Origin of the sequence: Daejeonella sp. (genome assembly GCF_030695525.1) — a bacterium.
In the GTDB taxonomy this organism is placed as follows: Bacteria; Bacteroidota; Bacteroidia; order Sphingobacteriales; family Sphingobacteriaceae; genus Daejeonella.
On the sequence record NZ_JAUYSS010000007.1, the window covers coordinates 1 to 18,424 of the forward strand.

The 18,424-nt window shown below is 39.9% G+C and carries 13 protein-coding genes; 7 read left to right on the plus strand and 6 right to left on the minus strand.

The annotated features are described in order from the left end of the window. Positions 1-686: 686 nt before the first annotated feature. From Q8S11_RS00475 to Q8S11_RS00495, 5 genes are all read right to left on the minus strand, one after another. Complete coding sequence (locus Q8S11_RS00475) at positions 687-1,940, minus strand: selenocysteine synthase (protein WP_305660107.1); 1,254 nt, start codon at positions 1,938-1,940, stop codon at positions 687-689. 59 nt (positions 1,941-1,999) lie between these two features. Next, entirely contained in the window at positions 2,000-2,962 is a 963-nt protein-coding gene (locus Q8S11_RS00480; RefSeq protein WP_305660108.1) for an HNH endonuclease, read from the minus strand. A gap of 27 nt (positions 2,963-2,989) precedes the next feature. Beyond that, positions 2,990-6,130: a DEAD/DEAH box helicase gene (locus Q8S11_RS00485; RefSeq protein ID WP_305660109.1), complete on the minus strand. Its 3,141-nt coding sequence runs from the start codon at positions 6,128-6,130 to the stop codon at positions 2,990-2,992. Position 6,131: 1 nt separating this feature from the next. After that, positions 6,132-6,515, minus strand: a complete 384-nt coding sequence (locus tag Q8S11_RS00490) for a (deoxy)nucleoside triphosphate pyrophosphohydrolase (protein WP_305660110.1) — start codon at positions 6,513-6,515, stop codon at positions 6,132-6,134. 206 nt (positions 6,516-6,721) lie between these two features. Then, positions 6,722-7,585, minus strand: a complete 864-nt coding sequence (locus tag Q8S11_RS00495; RefSeq protein ID WP_305660111.1) for an SMP-30/gluconolactonase/LRE family protein — start codon at positions 7,583-7,585, stop codon at positions 6,722-6,724. A 193-nt stretch (positions 7,586-7,778) separates the two neighbouring features. Between Q8S11_RS00495 and Q8S11_RS00500 the strand changes: the two genes are divergently transcribed. Further along, a complete protein-coding gene (locus Q8S11_RS00500) occupies positions 7,779-10,805 on the plus strand; it encodes a gliding motility-associated C-terminal domain-containing protein (protein ID WP_305660112.1) in 3,027 nt (1,008 codons plus the stop codon). Positions 10,806-11,173: 368 nt separating this feature from the next. Beyond that, positions 11,174-12,046 (plus strand): carbohydrate kinase, encoded by an 873-nt coding sequence (locus Q8S11_RS00505; RefSeq protein ID WP_305660113.1) that lies wholly within the window; start codon positions 11,174-11,176, stop codon positions 12,044-12,046. A gap of 256 nt (positions 12,047-12,302) precedes the next feature. Here Q8S11_RS00505 and Q8S11_RS00510 read toward each other — a convergent pair whose 3' ends face one another. After that, entirely contained in the window at positions 12,303-12,626 is a 324-nt protein-coding gene (locus Q8S11_RS00510; RefSeq protein WP_305660114.1) for a GIY-YIG nuclease family protein, read from the minus strand. 700 nt (positions 12,627-13,326) lie between these two features. Here Q8S11_RS00510 and proB point away from each other — a divergent pair. The 5 genes from proB (at position 13,327) to Q8S11_RS00535 (ending at position 18,261) form a co-directional block, all read left to right on the plus strand. Beyond that, on the plus strand, positions 13,327-14,361 hold the full coding sequence (gene proB, locus Q8S11_RS00515) for a glutamate 5-kinase (protein ID WP_305660115.1): 1,035 nt from the start codon (positions 13,327-13,329) through the stop codon (positions 14,359-14,361). 9 nt (positions 14,362-14,370) lie between these two features. Further along, positions 14,371-15,618, plus strand: coding sequence for a glutamate-5-semialdehyde dehydrogenase (locus tag Q8S11_RS00520; protein ID WP_305660116.1), 1,248 nt, complete (start codon positions 14,371-14,373; stop codon positions 15,616-15,618). Between the two features lie 411 nt (positions 15,619-16,029). Continuing rightward, entirely contained in the window at positions 16,030-16,947 is a 918-nt protein-coding gene (locus Q8S11_RS00525; protein ID WP_305660117.1) for a histidine kinase dimerization/phospho-acceptor domain-containing protein, read from the plus strand. 161 nt (positions 16,948-17,108) lie between these two features. Beyond that, the gene (locus tag Q8S11_RS00530; protein WP_305660118.1) at positions 17,109-17,894 is read left to right on the plus strand and encodes a HipA family kinase; all 786 of its coding nucleotides are present in this window, start codon (positions 17,109-17,111) and stop codon (positions 17,892-17,894) included. After that, complete coding sequence (locus Q8S11_RS00535) at positions 17,872-18,261, plus strand: DUF3037 domain-containing protein (protein WP_305660119.1); 390 nt, start codon at positions 17,872-17,874, stop codon at positions 18,259-18,261. The genes Q8S11_RS00530 and Q8S11_RS00535 overlap by 23 nt, the downstream gene beginning before the upstream one ends. The last annotated feature ends 163 nt before the right edge of the window (positions 18,262-18,424 follow it).

Consider the following 18,424-nt stretch of genomic DNA (forward strand, 5'->3'; position numbering starts at 1 on the left):
ATACCGCACACAGAATAGAACTTATGGGTGAAAGTCTAAGAAAAAAAAGGTAAAATTGTCAGGCCTTCAGATCATAAGGCCAAAGTCATATTAAAGGGGGTCAGTATCCCCGGTACGGGGTCAGCATCTCCGGAATCTCCATGCTATCGGGTAACTGAAATTTTGCGGCGACGAAGGATCTCATTGCTATGAGCATTATTTTTGCTGCAGCAGGAATTGCTTAAGGCCTCACCCTGCGTACGGAACTACTGGTTTTAATCTAGTGCGGCCCTGTCCAAAAGAGAGGGTTTAAAGATTCTGCGAAGAGTTGTCGATGAGATGATTTGTCTATATGTTGATGGGGAAGGAGATTGAGCAACCCGATAGCTATATGGTTTAGATAATTAGCAAATTGCGCGAGGAAAGATCTGTTTCATAGGGTTTCCAGTTTAAAACATATAAGCGATTTGGTTCATGAAATCAGACCCGGGAGGGTACAAACATTAGGTTTTGTTCGTACCTTCTTCGTACATTGTTCGCATAAAGGCCCTTTTTGGTGCCGCTATGGCTATGTTTTACGAACAAGGTACGAAGATGGTACGATGTTGGTACGAAGATGGTACAAAGAAGGTACCAAAAGGTATAGTTAGGAAGTGACACAGATTTTTCCCTGATAAGACTGGTTGATCTTTTTTAGCTTTCTGCTTTCAGCTTTTAGCTTTCTGCTTAAAGAACTCTTCCCTCAACCTCCTCGCCACAACCTTGTCCTCTCCCGGCTGCATCATCCAGACGGTTATGGAAACCGAATTGCCTCCTTTTGCTCCGGGTTTGGGTGGTGTTGCCTGGCCCTTGAATATAGGTAAGCCAGAAAAGCCCGCTTCAATGGATGGGTTTCCGTTGCGCAGGTTTTCACGCAGTTCATGGCCTGTTAGTTTGATCTTTGTATCATCCCAGCTGATGCGGAGGGATGGAGTATGATTTCCGAGCGGATTGACCGTTATTTTTGTGGTGATTCCATCGATAGATTTTACTGCATTTTCAATCAATGCAATACCTGCTTCCCATTTCTTCCATTCTTTATCATGATCCATGGCAATCATGTTTTTAATTGCCACATAGGCTCCAAGGATCTCTTCTTTGTTTACTTTATGTCCGCGGCCGATCGTTACTGCTCTTGGTGGGGCACTCAAACGTGCAGCTTCAACCAGATGTTTTCTGCCCATTAAATAACCGGTGCTCTGTGGTGCACGGACTGCCTTACCTCCCGAAAGAAAGACCAGATCAAAGCCCATATCATTGAATTTCCATAGATTTTCTATTGGCGGTACATCTGCTGCAATATCAATTGAGGTGGGGATATTGTGTTTTTTACCTACTTCAATCCATTCCTCATGTTTAATATTTCCTCCATTCACTGCGATGTTCAGGAAGTGCATCATGGCTGTTTTTTCATTAATGGCCTGCTCCAGTTCTTCCCGGGTTTCTACGGTGATGATTTTACAACCGGTCAGTAAAAAAGCCTGGGTATAGGCATCTTTATGTGCTTTCTGACAAATCACTTCCGATTTCATTCCATCCAGATTTGGCAATTGCCCCACCTTTTTCATATCCAATCCGGTGAGTACACCGGCCAAACCCAGAGTCATTGCCGAATACGCACCACTGGTTACCGTAGCAGCCTCAGCATGAGTCATTTTTGCAATTTGCTCACCCACCTTATCCTGCAATTCATCCAGCATGCAAAACTTGCCAACCGAACTATTGATCGCCTTCAGAACCTTGTCCTGCATAATGCTGCCGGTCATATAGGTTAAAGTACCCGCCGCATTAATAAAGGTGCGGATCCCCAGTTCCTTGTACAGATCTTCTTCCGGAGCAGGTTCTGCTTGTAGGGAAAGATTTGATATTCCACCTGCGAGGGGGAGAAGGGTAAGGGATTTGAGGAGTTGGCGGCGTTTCATAGAGTGGTTTTTGTTTGGGGTTATTTTTAGTTTGGGAAGAGTAAAATTATACGGATTTATCAGGGTTTAAAAATTTCTTTTCTATGAAAGTCAAGGTTTTGCTGTGATGGGTAATGTTTGCTCCCAAATGGTAATCTTATCTTAGATCCCTTTAGCTTGCTTAAGCCATAGGGGTGTTCCTCATTTTCGGTTATTTGACTGCTAATTAGAATATTGTAATCGCTGTCAATACTTACCAAACCTCTATCAAATGCTCGATGCAGATTAGGACATAAGGCTATCCCATTATTTATTTTATCGTCATGAGTTAGACTAAAAGGTACTATGTGGCAGGCATCAATAAAATTATGCCCGTAGATTGATTCAAGTCGCATTCCTGAAAAACAACACGTAGAATCGTAAACTTTAGGCACCAGCTTTTTAAATAGTCCGCCTCTAACGAATACATCTTCCTCAGTTTCGATTTTGATATTCCGATATTTTGCTTCAGGTTCATTTAGTATATAATCCTGAAGGTCATGAATATACCCGAGGCCCTTTTGTTTGCTCAAAAGAAAATCATTTTTAGTTTCTGAAAAATAAGTATCAAGCAATAATGTCTTTATTACATTTTTAGAAATAGGATCAGTTAATAGTTGAAAGAATTCAGAGTCGAAATAACCAAAATCCAAAACTTCAGCTAATCTGCCGACACTTTTAATGTGAGCATTAATCTGACAGCCTAATTTAGGTTGTAGGAACCAGAGCTGTTTTTTATTGATTTTTTCACTTTGTAGGTAATAGAATGGTTGTGTAAAATCAGGCTGATGTAAAGTATTAACCAATAAACGCCAGTTTTCTTGAAATGCACCCACGAGATCAGTATTTACATAAACTCGGTTATTCCAAACTAGTCCTTTCTCAATAAGCTCGATGATAGAAATTAGTAGAATTGGTTTATGTGGGGCCTTTCCGTAAGGGGTATTAGCTCTGTTTAGTTTAGAGAGTTTTAAGAGAAAGGAATTCAGAATATGGTTACTCATTAGTGAAATAATTTATTCTCACATTTATTATCCAACAGCCAATTTTCCGCTTTCTTTCCAGATGTAAGCAGGCATTGGTTCTTTTAATTTCCATTCAATGTTCATTGGTTTTGCACCAGAAGATTGTTGAAAATCTGCTAAGCCTAAAAACACATATGATATCGTATTTCCATGTTCATTTTTGTTCTGTTCTCTAACAAAAAGTAATATCCTCTTTTCCATTTCCAAATGATTGATATAGGATTGGCCTTTTGGAGATTCTGGAGATGTTGCGTTTTGAGATTGCCAATGAAATAGATTTTCACTCAATGCATAATCATCATATAATGTTGTAGGTGAGTATTCCTTCTCAGATTTTTTTAGGGTAATGAAAAATGCTTCAGTATTTAGCTCTTTATTTAAAGCTACACCTTCTCGGTTTGAAAATGCTTTTTCAAATTTATGTAATTGCATTGCAACCAATATCTCATCACGATTATAGCGACTGTGAATTTTGAGAGGGAAACTATAGCCCAAATTTATATCTTTTTCAATAAAATCAATTTTGTCTATTAAGTATTCAGTGACCTCCTGCAATTCTAGAATTAAATTTGGATTATCAATAAGAGAGTTAAAGCTGTCAAGTAATGAATTGAAACTGGTTTTTAATCTAGAGTTTTGCCAAATATCATAATGAAACATCAAAGACATTAATTCATTTTCAACAAGAGCATCTTGGTAGTTTCCAGAAATTATTTGTTGTATATATTGAAGGTAGCTTAAAGAATTACATTGGAGTAATTTTTTGATGCAACGTGTAAGCTCTATTTCATGAGGTTCCTTAAAGTCGGGAATAACGCCGGCGTCAGCACAAAGTCGTTTCCAAGATCCTTTTTTATAAATGAGTTGGATGTCTATTTGGTGAACATTTAGAAAGTTGTTCAAAGTTAATGGTACTGAAAAAAGGTGCTTAAAATTTCGAATTTTACCAATCAATTGATTGCGACTAAAATTGATTGCTTCTCGAATATTCTTTAGAATTATTTCTTTAGCCTTTTTCTCTAATATTATTGAACAACCTAGTGGTAAGTGTGGAAATTCATCTTCAATCTCTTTAACTATTGAAGTATGAGTTTTACCTACTAATGCTCGAAATTTATGTTCAAAATCATACTCAGGTCTTGCATTTCCAACAAAATCCAAAACTGTTAAACAGTCTTTGTCCTTTGCAAGTCTCAATCCTCGCCCTAATTGTTGGAGGAAAATGGTTAAGCTTTCTGTAGGTCGTAAAAATAAAACTGTATCTATTTCTGGTATATCAACTCCCTCATTATAGATATCTCTTATAAATAGATAGTTTATTTCTTTTTTCAGAAGTTTCTCTCTGACCTCACTTCTATGTGCGGAATTATCGCTTGTTAAATAATCTGCCTTTAGGCCTGCAATTGTAAATTTTTCCGCCATATAACGAGCATGCTCCTGGCTTACGCAAAACCCTAAGGCTCGAACATCATTTACATCTGTTAAATATTTTTCACAATTGTTTAGAATCTCACCAACACGACGATCATCTTCAGTATATAGTTTAGTAAGTTCATTGATTTCATACTTACCACCATTCCAGTTTATTTTAGAAAGGTCAACGCTATCTGAAACTGCAAAATATTGAAATGGAGATAAGAGTTTTCTATTCAGAGCTTCAGGTAAACGAATTTCGGCAGCAATTGTATTACAAAAATCTAATTGGATATCTTCACCATCCATACGTTCTGGAGTAGCTGTTAAACCTAATAGAATTTTTGGATTGAACTTTTCAATAATTGGTCGATAACTATTCGCAACAATGTGATGGACCTCATCTATTATAATAAAATCAAAGAAATCCTTAGAAATGTCAATTTGTTTAATTCTGTTCTTGAGGGTATAAACAGAAGCAAATAGATATTCATAGTTTAAAGGTTCTTGCCCATCTACCCATAACTCACCAAAATTAGAATCCCTTAATATGTGTTGAAAGGTCTCTTGCGCCTGCTCTAAAATTTCTTTTCTGTGAGCAACAAAAAGTAGTCTGGCTCGTGGGTTATTTTCCTTAAACCTTTTATAATCAAAGGCGGAGACTACGGTTTTACCCGTCCCGGTGGCAGCTACAACTAAGTTTTTAAATCTATTATGTATAATTCTTTCTGATTCAAGCTTACTTAAAATCTCATCTTGAAATGGGAATGGATTCAGGTCAAAGAACGTAGTAATTCCTTTTCTATCGAAACTACTTTGCTGTTTTAAAGCGTTATGCAATTTCTCTCGATCTTTGCCTAAATTATAATATTCAAATTCCCTATCTTCCCAGTAGGTCTCAAAAGTCTTTTTGAACTTATCAATGATATGACTTATTTCTTGAGTAGTTACCTTCAAGTTCCATTCGAGCCCATTAGTTAGAGCAGATCTAGAAAGGTTTGAAGAGCCAATATATCCTGTATGAAAACTAGTTTTCCTTAAAAAAAGATATGCTTTTGCATGTAGACGTTCATGGTCCGCATTGTAGGACACTTTTATCTCTGTATTTTTTAATGATGCTAGAAATTCTACTGCCTTAACGTCTGTGGCACCCATATACGACGTTGTAATTATTCTTAATTTTTTCCCTGAATTAGTAAATTCTTCCAGTACTTCTTTGAATATGCGAATTCCGGAATACTTGATAAATGATACAAGCCAGCAGATTTCATCCGATGAGAGTATTTCTTTTTTTAATTCACTTTCTAATGAGATACCAACATTACTGCCTGTAAATAATTCACTTTGGCTTAATCGGGTATAAGGTGTTATATGTTTTACTCGCTCGTTTAAGTCTGAAAATGGAGAATCAAACTTAGAGAAGATAGCTTGGAGAAGTTTTCCCTCATTATCAATTAGATTTTCAGAAAAGTTTAATGAGGGTAATTCTTCTATAAGCGACTGAATAATCTTATTGGAGAGATTAATTTGCTTCATTGAGCAATCATCGTCATCTGTAAAACTACTTAGTGCGAATTGAATTGTTTCTGCTAGATATTGACTCAGATAACGTGATGCTTCGGCTTTATCTAGTTTTGAACTTTTTACAAAAAAGGCATTTGAATCAATAGAATTGAGTTTATTGGCAATTAACTTAGTAATTAGTTGTTCATAGAGCCCTAATTCAAATGCCATTTTATCTATTTAAATATCGTTTAACAATTGGAACATCCGCCTCCGCCCAATCCAAATCTAACAAATCCTTAGCATCCAGCCATTTATAATCGGCATGCTCTTTTAGAACGGTTTCTCCGCCCGTCTGCTGACAGATAAATGGAATCAGCCTAATCAGTTTATCGGGGTATTGATGATCATTTGGAGGCAAACTACCGGTAATTTGAATGTCAATGTTCAGTTCTTCCTTTATCTCTCGAATCAGACAGGCTTCCGCTGTTTCATTTTCTTCAATCTTGCCGCCGGGGAATTCCCATTTTAGAGGAAGGGGCATGAGGGCACTGCGCTGGGTAACGAGCACCTGATCAAAGGGATTTATGATTATTGCGCAGGAAACCTGAATCATGTTTTTTAGTTGTCTGTTGTCTGTGATTTACAGGTTCAGATGGGAATTCGTACCGATCAGCATCTGGCTGAGAGGGATCTTTCTAAACCAATTCAATTCTTGAGGGTAAAAAAAATGACAATGAACAACAATTTTTCATCGTTGTCCATTGTCAACTGTCAATTTTGTTGCTTATGAGTTAGCAGAAATTGTTTCGCTTTGGGAAATTATTGTAACTCATAAGCAACAACTGTATTTCTCCAGAACGTCGGCACATAAACGGTTTTCGTTTCAGGATCAAAACCGATATCGGCAGTATTTCTTTTCTCCTCACGGGTGTCCATCAGCAAATGTTTGGTACCGTCCGCTTTGATATACCATAGGGCTCCTTCCCAGCAGGAAACAATAAATTCATTATTCTGAACATGTTCAATACCATCTGTTCCGCCTTCCATGCCATCCACAATCAGGGTTAATGTTTTATCTGCATTCATTTTATATAAACCGCCATCATCTAAGAGATAAATTTCATTCTCATGGACAAGTACTCCGTTGGGTCTTTTTAGATTTTCCAGGACGATTTCCGCCTTCTCATTCTCAACTTTATATAATTTTTTGCTCAGCATTTCGGTGACATAAACCACTCCGTTCGGGTCGATGCTGATATCATTTAATCCGGTAGCTCCTTCAATTGGAATAGATTTCTCAATCTTGCCGGCTGCAATATCAATCACAACGATATTCCCAAGATCAGCGACATATAATTTGCCATTGAACTTACCCATTCCTTTTGGACCTTGTAATCCGCTAACCCATTCGGCTGCGATAACTTTGCCATCCAAACCTACTTTGCCTATTGAACCTTTTCCATCAGCTTCCCATGGCTTGGTGCCATCAATATTACTCACGTATAAAACCTGATTGGCTTTATCAAACAATACCGATTCGGGAACCTTCAGCGTGCTGTCGCTTTCCCATTTAAGAACCAGTTCAGGGACTTTTGCAGAATCTGCTTGTTCTGTCGTTTTTTTATCGCTTGAACCTCCGCAGGCTGCAAGGAAGAGTGCTCCCAAAAAAAGAATTTGTTTCATAATTTTTTATTTTGATTAAAATTAAAGGTACGAAACAGAATTTTTGCAGACAAATTGATTGGCAAATTGGCTCAGACCTTGATGTTTCCTTGTTTTTCCGGTAAAAAATCCACATATTTAAAATAAACCTGAGCCCTTTGCAAACCTTCAGGTATCTGCGACACGTATATACCGAAACGTTTATTTTTGGAAAATGAGGTATAAAATCACAAGTCTGGCCTTCCTTCTGGCCTTATTGTATTTTACTGATGCAAAAGCACAGGCTCCAGTCATCAGCTCCTTTTCTCCAAAATCCGGTTCAGCGGGAACCCTGGTAACTATTCAGGGTTCTGCATTGGATAAAGTAAATTCCATTACCATAGGAGGAAAACCAGCACTGATCATTTCGCTTTCGGCCAGTTCTATTACAGCTTATGTTATGCCTGAATCTGCTAATGGCCCGGTTTCGGTAATTTCAGATTCGGGTACAAGCAGTAGTTCAGAAAATTTTACGATTAATACGACCCCATTTCCCAATACCCAGCAAGGGGAAAAACTGCTTGGAACAGATAATGCCGGCGTTGCCGAATCAGGCAGGTCAGTAGCAATCAGTGCCGACGGGAATACGGCCATTGCAGGGGCTCCAAATGATAATACCCAGCAGGGTGCAGCATGGATTTATGTCAGGAACGGAAAAGTATGGACCCAGCAGGGCCCCAAACTGGTAGGCAAGGGCAATGTTGGTCCGGCGCAGCAGGGCAGGGCTGTAGCAATCAGCGCCGATGGAAATACCGTTATTGTTGGCGGCTATCTGGATAATGGAGGAACAGGTGCCGCCTGGATTTTTACCCGAAAAGACAATGTATGGACTCAACAGGGTGAAAAACTGGTCGGAACAGGATATGATGACTTCATTTTGCCTGTAAATATGGGTTATTCTGTCGGCATGAGTGCCGATGGGAATACTGTAATACTTGGTGGACCTTATGATACTTACCCCCGGGGTGCTGCATGGATTTTTAGCCGCAAGGGTAATATTTGGTCGCAGCAGGGTGAGAAGTTGTTTGAGGAAAGTAGTCCTACGGGTGGACAGGGTATTTCTGTAGGATTAAGTGCCGATGGGAATACGGCAATTGTTGGGGCGCCCCTTGACAAAAGCCAGCAGGGTGCAGCCTTTTTATACATTAGAAATGGTACAGAATGGGACAGGCAGGGTAAAAAACTGTTTGATGTTGGCACTATAGATACGAAATGGCTGGGAATATCGGTCGCACTGAATGCCGATGGAAGCAATGCCATTTTGGGAGCTTCGGTTGCGGACAAAACCAGAGGTGCTGCCTGGGTTTTTGTCAAAAATGGTGCTGAATGGATCCTGAAAGGGAATAAACTGGTAGGCACTGTTAGTTCAAATAATGCTGAACAGGGTTGGTCGGTGGCTATGAGTGCCGATGGGAATACGGTACTGGTTGGTGCAAAAGCAGATAACTATACCAATGGGGCCGCCTGGGTATTCACCTGGTCGGGTAGTTCATGGACACAAATAGGGCCTAAATTAACCGGTATTGGAAATGTTGGTGTCGCAAATCAGGGCCAGTCGCTCGCATTAAGTGCCGATGGCTCAACTGCAATAATTGGTGGGAATCAGGATAATGATCGGATGGGTGCCTCCTGGATTTTTGCACCCGGTCCAAAAATCTCAATTTCTCTGAAAAACTATAGTTCAGAATTTTGTAAAGGGGTAGTTAAGACTATTTTTTCGTACGATAAAACCGAAGGTGATCCCAATTTATATAGTATTATATGGGACCAAAAGGGTCTTGCTGCTGGTTTGACGAATGTGATTGATCAGGCACTTCCTCCGGGCTCATTTGAGATAAATATGCCTGCTACTCTTGCTGATGGTGTCTACAATGGCGCCTTAATAGTGCGGAACAACAGTACCGGAGAAAGCAGTACCGGAACCATTTTTACCCTGGTTATCCCTGAACCACCCAAAATATCGCCGATCACGGGCTCAGGCACTGTTTTAGTCGGATCAAATATCACGCTTTCAACATCAACAGCAACTTCTCTGGGTGTATGGAGCAGTAATGCTCCTGCAATTGCAAGGGTGAATGCGGTAAACGGACAGGTGACTGGTATTGCAGAAGGTTCTGCGATTATTACCTATACGCTGAGCAATGAACTGGGTTGCACCAATTCGGCAGATTTTAAAATGTTGGTCGTTTCAGAATCCTCACAGTTGACCCTTACTTTCCCGGATCTGCCCGAAAAAACGTATGGCGATGATGATTTTACACCCACTGTTTTTAGTGCTGATGCGGGAGCTGTGATTCTCTTTAGCAGTTCCGATCCAAAGGTAGCCACGGTAAGTGCAAGTGGTCAGATTAAAATTACAGGTGCCGGTACAAGTCTGATAACTGCGTCTAAAGCATCAAGTAGTAGTGTCTTTGCAACTAAGTTATTAACTGTGAAGCCCAAAGCTTTGACCATAAAGGCGAAGGATCAAAGCCGGGCATATGGTGCTGAAAATCCTGATCTGACCCTGGATTACATTGGTTTTGCTAATGGGGAGACTGATGCGGTTTTGCAGAATAAACCTGTTGTGACTACCACGGCTTCTTTAAGCTCCTCTCCCGGAACATATCCTATTGTGGCAAGTGATGCTTCAGCTGCAAATTATACAATCAGCTATCAGCCTGGAGTCATGCTGGTTAACAAGGCCGATCAGATTCTGACATTTGACGCGATTCCTAATAAAACGGAGTCGGATCCTGCATTTGCTTTGAATGCAAGAGTGAATTCGGGATTATCGATCAGATTTACCAGTACTGATAATCTGATTGCAGAGATAATAAATACCAATCAGGTGAAGATAAACAAGGCGGGAACAGTCAGGATTGAAGCTATACAGATGGGAGATTCGAATTATAATCCCATAAGTGTAATCAGGGAATTTACAGTCTATCCGGATATTTTCAGTGTTAGTTCAAATTCCTTTACACCCAATGGGGATGGGATAAACGATCAGTGGATTCTTAGGGGACTGGAATCTGATAAAACGGCAACTGTCCAGGTATATAACCGTTATGGGCGAATGGTCTTCGGGAGCAGCGGATACACCACACCATGGGATGGGCATCATCAGGGGACAAAACTCCCGCAGGGGACGTATTATTATAAGATTTCAGTCAGATCGGGGAAGCAGGTGGTTTCGGGGGTGGTTAGTATTATTTATTAATGTCATTGCGAGGAGGCACGACGAAGCAATCTTGTGACAATTAGCAATACTAGTGAGGAGATTGCTTCGCTGCGCTCGCAATGACAAAGCGAAACACTCGCAATGACAAGCCGCACCTTGTTTATAATCAATTGCGAACATTACTATTATTACTGTCATTGTGATGAGGTACGACGAAGCAATCTTGTGACATTTAGTAATATTATTATTGTGGAGATTACTTTCTTATGATCAAAGTCTATTCTCAAGGATTATTTGGAGATACATCAAAAATTGCTTCGAATAAAAATTAATCTGCAGCCTATATTTAAAAATGCATTTGTAATTTTAACTTAACAGATTGATTAAGATGCGGATAGTAGAATAAAATGAAAAGCAGGATCCTTTGTTATGGCGAGATGTTATGGGATGTTTTTCCTGATGGAGCAGTGCCTGGTGGAGCTCCAATGAATGTGACTTTGGGATTAAAGAAACTGGGATCTGATGTTTTCATCTTAAGCAGTTGCGGAAAGGATAAAAGGGGAGAACAGCTGCTTGAATACCTGCATGAAAATGGTCTCTCAACTAAATATGTCCAGCAGAGCAATTATCAGACAGGAGTAGTGAATGTGCATCTCTCTGAAACGAAAGACGGCCTTTATGAAATCGTCTTTCCTTCGGCATGGGACTATATTCAAAAACCTGAATCACTTCCCGATTTTGATATTCTGGTTTATGGAAGTCTTTCCTGCCGTAATAAAACATCCTTCGAAACGCTGATGTCTTTACTAGATAGGGGAGCAACTAAAGTCTTTGATGTTAATTTCCGGGCTCCTTTTATTGAAAAGTCCGTTATTGAACAATTGCTCATTAAATCAGATTTGGTTAAAATGAATCATGAGGAGCTTTTCCAAATTTCAGCATGGAATGGATTGGAATCTAATGATTTAGAATTGGCAGCAGATCTTGTTTTTAATAAATATTCACTCAAAATGCTGTGTATAACCCGGGGGTCTGAAGGGGCATATTTGAAAACAGCAGATGAAGAACTATATCAGAGTGGATTTAAAGTGAAAACCATAGATACAGTTGGAGCAGGCGATGCATTTCTTTCCGGATTTATCCATTATTACATAGATGATAAACCATTGAAGGATGCTCTTGAATTTGCTTGCCTCTTAGGGGCCTGGGTAGCATCCCAAAAAGGGGCAAATCCTCCATTTATATATGAAAGTATTGAGCACTTAAAGCAGGAAATTTAAAGGGACGGTTGTCAATCATTAAGCTTTTAGTATTCTGTTTATTTACAGATTTCGAGCAAAAGCCACTATTACTGTCATTGCGAGGAGGCACGACGAAGCAATCTATGACGATTCGTAGTAATAGTGAGGAGATTGCTTCGCTGCGCTCGCAATGACAAAGCGCTGCGCTTGCAATGACAAAGCAGTACACTCGCAATGCTTCGTTCACAAAGCACTGTAAATGATCGATTAATTGCATACTTGATAATCTATAACCTCAATTATTGTACGAAGAAATATCATCATCAGTAAACCAATCAATACTCAGGTCAACCCAACCGGGATTTATAGAATTTATGAGATTCATTTTTTTAAAACGTGATCCACCTTTAATTTGCTTTTTCCTCGCAATTGCTTCTTCAATCCACTGAAATTCTTCAAAATAGACCAATTTATTACAATTATATTTTGTGGAAAAACCGGAATTATGTTTTGATTTATGTTCTAACATTCTCCTCTCAAGGTTGTTGGTTACTCCTGTATAAATCACGGTATTATGTGTATTACTTATCATGTAAACGAAGTAATTATGATCTTTCATAAATTATGATATTGCTATTAATCAATTCTATGGTTTTGAATGAGATTGCTTCGCTACGCTCGCAATGACAAAGCGCTACGCTCGCAATGACAAAGCGGTACACTCGCAATGACAAAGCGGTACACTCGCAATGATAAAAGGCTGCGCTCGCAATGACAAGTCACCATTATTGTCATTGCGAGGAGGTACTACGAAGCAATTCTATGATGTTGTTTAGTATTAATATTGAGGAGATTGCTTCTACGCCCTGGGCGGATCGCAATGACTAATCACAATAAAAGTTAAATTAAAGTCTATTTCTATCATTTGTATTAAATATCAGATTCCATTTAGGGAACGGTAAGTGATACAACATTTTATGGTTGCTTGTCATTGCTGTAGAAGCAATCTTATGGCGATTAGTAGTAATAATGCGGAGATTGCTTCGCTATGCTCGCAATGACAAGAGACTGCGCTCGCAATGACAAGTAGCCGGGACAATCTATTATTATATGTCATTGCGAGGAGGTACGACGAAGCAATCTTATGATGATTAGTGGCAATAGTGATGAGATTGCTTCGCTGCGCTCGCAATGACAGGTCCTCCTCACCATGACAAGTCCTGCTCGCAAGGATATGTTTCCCGCCCGGCATCCTATATCACAATACTTACAAGTTAAAATCTACAATTTTCTTAAATTCGCTCCATACAACATTTACATTGGCAAAACCTATACTCGTACTTAAATTCGGCACGGCATCGATCACCACTAATAAAGGTGAACTGGATGAGATCGTGATTGGAGAAATTGCCCGTCAGGTGGCATTGATCCATAAAGACTATAATCTGGTGATTGTTTCATCGGGAGCTGTTGCTGCCGGTAAAAAATTCCTGAAGAATTATGGCGGCACTTTGAATGAAAAGAAAGCGGCAGCATCGATTGGGAATCCGCTATTATTGAATACCTACGCTAAATATTTTTCGCCACATGGTATTGCCATCGCCCAAAGTTTATGCGAAAGGCATCATTTTTCCAATCGCGATCAGTTTTTGCAGCTCAAACGGACATACGAAGAGTTATGGAATAGTGATATAATTCCGATTGCGAATGAGAATGATGTGGTCAGTAATCTGGAGCTTAAATTCTCTGATAATGATGAACTGGCAACCCTGATTGCTGCAGGCTTTGGCGCTTCGCAGATCCTGTTTAGTACTTCAGTGCCTGGAGTGCTCGATAGCTCAGGGTTGGTTATTCCTGAGCTGGATACTTCGGATAAGAAGGTTCTTTTACTTGCGAATAAAGAGAAGTCGGCCTCGGGTTTGGGTGGGATGACTTCCAAGCTGAATTTTGCCAGACTGGCCAATCAAATGGGAATACGGGTCGTGATCTTTGGAATCAGAACTGAAAATGGAATACTCAAGGCATTGGATGGAAAGACCGGTACATTATGTCTCCCGCAGAAAAGCACTCTGCCTGCCCGTAAAAAATGGTTAGCCAGCGGAAGTCTGGTGCGGGGGCGTATTCAGATCGATTCAGGTGCCTGTAAGGCATTGCAAAAACGGCATAGTCTGCTCGCAGTGGGAATTAAATTGGTGCTGAATGATTTTGAAAACGGCGAGATCATTGAAATTCTTGATGAAGAAAATAATGTGGTAGCAGTGGCTAAATCAAAAATAGATTCGGCTATGCTGAGCAGTGATACTAAAGTTAAGAACCTGGAAGTGGCGCATGCCGATAATATTGTTTTATTGTAATTTTTAATCATGGAATCAATTCAACCTCTTCTTGAACAAGCTTCAGAGGCAACAATAGCGGTAAAACTCTTAAGTGATGACAAAAAGGAAGATATACTCAGAGCGCTGGCTGCAAAGCTCAGGGCCAATATAGTGACCATCCTTACCGAAAACCAACTGGATCTCGACCGGATGCCGGATGCTGATCCTAAAAAGGACAGGCTATTACTTACAGCTGCCAGGATAGAAGATCTCGCGAAAAGCGTGGAAGATATTGCAGCGCTTCCTGATCCGAGTAATCGTTTACTTTCCGAAAAAATTCTGGATAATGGCCTCTTAGTACAGAAAATTACTGTCCCGTTGGGTGTTGTAGGTGTTATTTATGAGTCGAGACCAAATGTAACCGTTGATGTGGCGGCATTATGTATACAATCCGGAAATGTTTGTCTTTTACGGGGTGGTACTGATGCTTTTTATACCAATACCTATCTGGTAGCCCTGATACAAGAGGTTCTGGCCAGTTTTGATCTGGACGTGAGCATTGTACAATTGCTTCCGGCCGACCGGAAATTCATGCCTGAACTGCTCACCGCAACCAAATATGTAGATATTTTAATCCCAAGGGGATCACAACAACTGATCGAATATGTACGTGAGCATGCTTCGGTACCGGTAATTGAAACCGGAGCAGGTGTTTGTCATACCTATGTGGAGTCATCTGCCAATCTGGAGAGTGCAGCAAATATTGTAACCAATGCCAAGGTTACACGTCCCTCGGTATGCAATTCACTGGATACTCTTATTGCCGATAAAGAAATTCTTGAGCCTTTACTGAATTTATTGGCGTCAAAATTGGAAACTTATCAGGTTGAAATTTTTGCTGATCCTCAATCATACCTTATTTTAAAAGGATTAGAATATCCGTACCTTAAGGAAGCTGTTGAAGAAGATTTCGGGCGTGAGTTTCTTGATTTTAAATGCTCTATAAAAACTGTTGAAAATTTTGACGAGGCCATGAAACATATCCGGAAATTTTCTTCCAAACATTCGGAAGCCATTGTTTCCAGCAATATGGAATATTGTGAGCGTTTCCTGAATGAAGTGGATGCTGCTGCTGTGTATACTAATGCTTCTACCCGTTTTACGGATGGTGGTGTGTTTGGACTTGGAGCAGAGATTGGTATCTCGACACAAAAGCTGCATGCCCGCGGACCTTTTGCTTTAGAGAAACTGGTGACGGAGAAATGGATTGTAAGAGGGAATGGACAGGTTAGGTAGTTGAGAATTGAGAATGGAGAATGGAGAATTGAGAGTGGAGAGTGGAGAATTGAGAGTGGAGAAGTCCCTCCTGCGTCAGCTTTGCCTGCCTGTGGCTGAGATGACAGATAAGATTTTGAGACGAATTTTACAATGAACCACTACATCACAGACAACTGATCACAGATAACAGATAACAAACAACCCGATAGCTATCGGGTTGACAATTGAGAATTGATAACTGTCAATGCCTGAATAGTGATGACTTTGAGAATTAGTTGACAGTAAGATATGAATAACTAGCTGGATGTCAGAAAGTTGAAATTTTTATAGCCTTTCTGAAATATATTTTACACTTGCTTAAATTATTTATATATTTAAAATATAAGGTCAATATTCCTGAATAGAAGATCGAACATTAGCATTCTGTTTATGGATAAAACTTCTGCAGAGTTAATTTTAGCCAATAAAAAGCTGCTTGCTCAATACAAGGCAAAAGAGAAGCTTACCAATAAGCTTATTACAGCAAACAATGAACTTGCCTTCCAAAATTCTGAGCGGGAGAATCGTGCTGCTGAACTTGCTTTTCAGAATAATGAGAAGGAGAAACGCGCCATTGAACTCTCGATTGCAAATAAGGAACTTGCATTTCAAAATAAGGAGAAGGAGAAGCGAGCTTCCGAATTACTAATCGCTAATAAAAGACTTGCTTTTGAGAATAAGGAGAAGGAAAAGCGTGCTTCTGAACTTTTAATCGCCAATAAAGAGCTTGCGTTTCAGAATAATGAGAAGGAGAAACGTGCTGCTGAATTGCTGATTGCGAATAAGGAACTGGCAGTTCAAATTAAAGAGAAAGCAAAGCGTGCATCTGAGTTACTAATTGCTAACAAAGAACTTGCCTTTCAGAATAAAGAGAAGGAGAAGCGAGCTTCTGAATTATTGATAGCCAATGAAGAACTTGCATATCAGAATAAGGAGAAGGAGAAACGTGCATCGGAGTTACTTATCGCAAATACAGAGCTTGAATTTCAGAATATAGAGAAGGAGAAGCGTGCTGCGGAACTTACGCTTGCTAATAATGAGCTTAAAGATGCGCAAAAATCGCAGTTGGAGAATATTAAAAGTCTGCAGGAAATGATGTATATGATCTCGCATGAGCTCAGACAGCCGGTTGTGCAGATATTGGGAATAACCAGTCTGTTCGAAATTTTAAAGAATTCGCCGGAGGAAACAGCAGAGATGGCCGAACTAATAAGAGAATCGGCAAAGTCGCTGGATAATTACACAAGGGAATTAACCACTTTTGTTTACGAAGCAGAGTTAAAGGCAAAGAATGAGTTAAATACTTAAACACTTGCCGTACAATTCATTTCAATTTCTGCAATTTCTTTCCGGATTAATATTTGAGTCATCATTGTCTGACTTATCTCATTCACTTTTGAGTATCCCCCGTAATTTGAAAAAATAAATCAATAATTGTTCCCTTATAAAAATTAGCCGAATTTAGCAGGATGTTAAAAGCCTTAAGGTCAGTAAACGTTACCCGTTATGTTACCCCGCTTAGGGAAGGGGGTTCTATGCCTGCAATTGCTGAGGCGGACGATGGGTTTTTGTATGTGATCAAGTTCCGAGGGGCAGGTCAGGGACCTAAAGCATTGATAGCTGAGCTTATTGGTGGAGAAATTGCCAGGACTTTGGGTTTAAATGTCCCAGAATTAGTATTTGCTACGCTGGATGAGGCTTTCGGTCGTACGGAGGGGGATGAGGAGATTCAGGACTTACTTAAGTTTAGTGTCGGACTGAATCTGGGTTTACATTATCTTTCCGGATCGATAACTTATGATCCCGCGGTGAATCATATTGATGAGACCCTGGCTTCTAAAATTGTCTGGCTCGATGCCTTGTTGATGAATATGGATCGAACCTGCCGGAATACGAATATGCTGATCTGGCATAAAGAGTTATGGTTGATCGATCATGGAGCTTCGCTTTATTTTCATCACTCCTGGCAAAACTGGGAGGAGCAGGCTGTGAAACCATTCAATTTGATTAAAGATCATGTTTTATTGCCTCATTCTACTGAGCTTGAAACTGTTGATAAGCAATTCAGAGCTTTGCTGAGTGAAGAGCGTATCAAAGAAATTGTTTCCCTGATTCCGGATGAATGGCTTGAAGATACTGCATTTCAGAGTACTGAAGAGCATCGTAATGCCTATATCAGCTTTCTTGGAAGGCGTATAAATAAATCAGAAATTTTTGTAAACGAAGCCCTGAATGCAAGAGAAATACTTATTTGAGTATGCCGTCATCCGCCTTGTACCGAGGGTGGAGCGTGAAGAATTTCTGAATGTGGGAATAATCCTTTATTGTTCCGCTCAGAAATTTCTGCAGGCAAAATTCTGGCTTGATGAAGAACGCTTGAAAGCCTTCTCTCCGGGAACCGACCTTGCAGAAATTAAAGAAAACTTGAATGCATTCTGCGAGATCAGTATGGGGAAAAAAGAAGCCGGCCCAATAGCCAAACTTGACCCTGCTTCCCGTTTCAGATGGCTGACAGCTACCCGAAGTACCGTATTGCAAACGTCTAAAGTTCATCCCGGTTTTTGTGAAGATGCTGCAGAAACGCTGGAAAGATTGTTTGAAGAAATGGTTTTGATTAATTGAGAGTTGAGAATCACTAGTGTCCGGGGAAATTGAAATCGTAAGATTAAAAATCAAATCTCATAATTTTCTCTCTTCTTTTCCTGCAGCAGATAAGTAGCAAAATGCCGCCGCTGCACCTGATGCTATTAAAGTTAATGCTTTGGCTTGGACTATGCTGCCCGCA